The 2,843-nt window shown below is 68.6% G+C and carries 4 protein-coding genes; all 4 read left to right on the top strand.

Translation table 11 applies throughout. The annotated features are described in order from the left end of the window. Nucleotides 1-160 precede the first annotated feature (160 nt). The 4 genes from ASF63_RS18710 to ASF63_RS18695 are packed head-to-tail and all read left to right on the top strand — an operon-like array spanning nt 161 to nt 2,722. Nucleotides 161-1,270, top strand: a complete 1,110-nt coding sequence (locus tag ASF63_RS18710) for a hypothetical protein (protein ID WP_056517809.1) — start codon at nt 161-163, stop codon at nt 1,268-1,270. Further along, nucleotides 1,267-1,593: a hypothetical protein gene (locus tag ASF63_RS18705; RefSeq protein WP_157534450.1), complete on the top strand. Its 327-nt coding sequence runs from the start codon at nt 1,267-1,269 to the stop codon at nt 1,591-1,593. Before ASF63_RS18710 ends, ASF63_RS18705 begins: the two co-directional genes overlap by 4 nt. Then, the gene (locus ASF63_RS18700; protein WP_056517803.1) at nt 1,590-1,874 is read left to right on the top strand and encodes a WXG100 family type VII secretion target; all 285 of its coding nucleotides are present in this window, start codon (nt 1,590-1,592) and stop codon (nt 1,872-1,874) included. Before ASF63_RS18705 ends, ASF63_RS18700 begins: the two co-directional genes overlap by 4 nt. After that, nucleotides 1,862-2,722, top strand: a complete 861-nt coding sequence (locus ASF63_RS18695) for a hypothetical protein (protein ID WP_157534449.1) — start codon at nt 1,862-1,864, stop codon at nt 2,720-2,722. Before ASF63_RS18700 ends, ASF63_RS18695 begins: the two co-directional genes overlap by 13 nt. Nucleotides 2,723-2,843: the final 121 nt, after the last annotated feature.

Below are 2,843 nucleotides of genomic sequence, written 5' to 3'. Positions count from 1 at the left end.
GGCGTGATCCCGTGACGCGGGCCCGTCGCAGCGATGCGTCGGGCCCGCGTCGTCTGCTCTGCCCTCCGCCCTGGTCGGAGGACGGTGCAGACGTCAGGGCAACCGCCGTCGCACCGCCGACGGCATCGAACCGGCGCCGTGGCAATGACGAGAGGGCGGCATGAGCGACACCGATTTCTGGCTGAATCCCGCGGGGCTGCGTGAGCAGGCCGGCGCGTTCACGCAGTACGCGGATCAGGCGGCGAGTGCTCGCGCCTGGCTGGAAGGCCGCACGATCACCGACGACGGCAGCTTCGACGCCTACACGAGGGTCGCGGGTGCAGCGATCGAGATCAGGTCGTCGCTGATCGACTGGTTCGATCACCTCGAGCAGGTGCTCGACGGCACGGCCACCGAGCTGATCGCCGTCGCCGACGAGGGCGAGGGCATCGACATGGAGCAGGCCGCGCTCATCGACGCGACCGACCCCGACGAATACAACGACAACACGCAGTCGCCCTCGGGCCCGGCCGTGATCGCGCCCAGCTACGACCGCACCGACGACTCGCTTCCGGTGTGGGGACCGCCGACCGGCGGCGCCGCCTTCTTCTGCGACCTCGGCAGCCATGACGAGCTGAATCAGCTGAGTACGAACCTCGTCCCCGGTGACCTGCTGAGTCCGAGCGAGTGGATCGACACCGTCCTCGGATGGCTGGGTGCGCAGACCCTGCCGCAGCGGGTGCTCGAGACCTACGGCGGTCGCTGGGGAGACATCCAGCAGTTCGCCGACACGATCACCGGTCTCGCAGCGCTCGTGGATGACATGCACGGTCACCTGGCCAGCGCCGTCGCCTACGCGGGTGTCCAGTGGCAGGGATACGCGTCCAACAGCGCGCAGGCCTACCTCGAAGATCTGCTGAACGCGCTCTCGGATGCGCAGAGCGCCCTGGCGGATGCAGGAACCGTCTTCTCCGACTACTGCACCGGCGTGATCCAGTCCGCCGAGCAGATCGCCGGAGCGATCTACGGGCTCTACGACGCGGTGCTCGTCGCCGCTGCGGGTGCGGCGTTCGGCACGGGCACGGTCTGGACGGGCGGTGGCGGACTCATCGGCTACGGCACAGCCGGCGTCTCGCTGCTGTGGGCGTTCAAGAAGCTCGCTGACGTGAACGACATCCTGCAGGACATCTCGACTCTGTACTCGATACTCGAAGCGCTGGGGAATCTGTCCGGCGATCTGTCGAATTTCGCCGCGACCATGCCCGTGCCGACGATGGAGCAGACCTCATGATGTCGGATGCTGAAGCGAAGCGCGGCTCCGAGCCGCTCGATCCGGACGCGGCTTTCGCCGGGCGGATGGATTCCGAGCGGGCGCCGTTCGCGCTGTCGACGGTCGCGTCGAGCGCTCCGGTGCTCGTCCAGCTCGCGAGGCAGATGCGAGAGGCGCGCGCGACCAGCGACGACCCGCATCTGCGAGAGGTCTTGGACGGCATCCTCAACGGACGTGCGCCGCTGTCGATGTTGCTGGCGAGCGGCGTGCTCCCCGCCCCGCCTGCAGCCATGCCGGATGCGCTCCGGGAACTTGTGGAGACGAACGAGGAGACGCAGCGATGATCGGGCTGAAGGTATCGACCGCCAAGGGGGCGTTGGCGAGCGTCGACGGAGGCATCGACGAGATCGCCCGCATCCTCGACACGCTCCGTGACGAGACCGCGACACTCGAATCCCGCTGGGACGGCGAGGCCCGTGAGGCCATGTCCGTCGCCGTGCGCGACTGGAACGAATCCCTCGAACGACTGCGACTCATCGCACGCGAGGCGAGCCGCGTCGCGGGCCAGACCGTCGAACGGGTCGATGCGTTCGACCGCCGCCGAGCCGGCGCGTGGCACCGTTGAAACCGCGGGGGTCGGCGGCCCTCCTCGCCGCGGCGATGATGATGCTCGCGCTCGCGGGATGCGCTCCCGGCGCGTCGACAGGACTCACGGTGACCTACGAGGTCGACGGCGCTGAGCGCATCGTGACTCTCGACCCCGATCAGATCACCTGCGATGACGGCAGCGCGCACGGGCTCGCGATCTCTAACGATCCGCAGGGCCGGTTCTCGATCGGACTCGACGGGCCCCGTCGAGGTTCGGTCGGCGTCGGAAGCGATGACGGGCTGGTGCTCTTCGAGGCGACCGGGCTCGATCTCTCCGCATCCGGGACGGTGCTCACCGTCGGCGCGTCCGAGGGGGAGGTGTCCCTCGTCGAGGGATGGGCGCCCGGTGACGATGTGAATGCCTCGGCCGATGACGCCGAGCAGTACTCAGCGGTGCTCTCCGGCTCGATCAGCTGCGACGATCCCGTGACCGTGCCGACGCCCGAACCGGAATCGTCCGGGTCGACGCCGCCCGTCGGGGTCAGCGTGAGGTTCACAGCCGGAGACACGGTGCACCTGGCGGCGTTCGTGCCGGGCGACGTATCGTGCGACGCACGCGTCTCCGCGACCGGTGTCGAGCCGAACCCCGGCACGATCTCCTTCGATTCCTCCGGCCGGGTGCAGATGACCGTGACCGATGAGGCGGGGACGACCGAGTTTCGCGCGGACGGTGTGGAGGTGGCCGCCGAGAGCGACGGCTCCTACTGGCTGCGAGACCTCGAGGGTGACGTGAAGTTCTGGGAGGGGCAGACAGGCGGGACGCTCTCTCCGGATGATGCGGAGACCGGCACCGGCACGCTCAGCGCACTGATCGTCTGCCCCTAGCCGGCCCTGCGTTCGGGCGGCTGCATCGCCTTGGGGGTTTTGTCCATCGATGGTGGGAAGTCGGGGTGGGTGTGTGGGGTGTTCTGGTGATTGGGGGCGATCTGATCTAGCCTGTGTCGTG

This window comes from Microbacterium sp. Leaf320, from assembly GCF_001423485.1.
GTDB lineage: Bacteria > Actinomycetota > Actinomycetes > Actinomycetales > Microbacteriaceae > Microbacterium.
The sequence above is the reverse complement of the archived record's forward strand: the minus strand, read 5'-3'. Positions and strand labels throughout refer to the sequence as shown.

Bases quoted from the DNA above. Each gene is read 5' to 3' on its own strand.
- ASF63_RS18710 (WP_056517809.1), top strand. From the start codon at position 161: ATGAGCGACACCGATTTCTGGCTGAATCCCGCGGGGCTGCGTGAGCAG.
- ASF63_RS18705 (WP_157534450.1), top strand. From the start codon at position 1,267: ATGATGTCGGATGCTGAAGCGAAGCGCGGCTCCGAGCCGCTCGATCCG.
- ASF63_RS18700 (WP_056517803.1), top strand. From the start codon at position 1,590: ATGATCGGGCTGAAGGTATCGACCGCCAAGGGGGCGTTGGCGAGCGTC.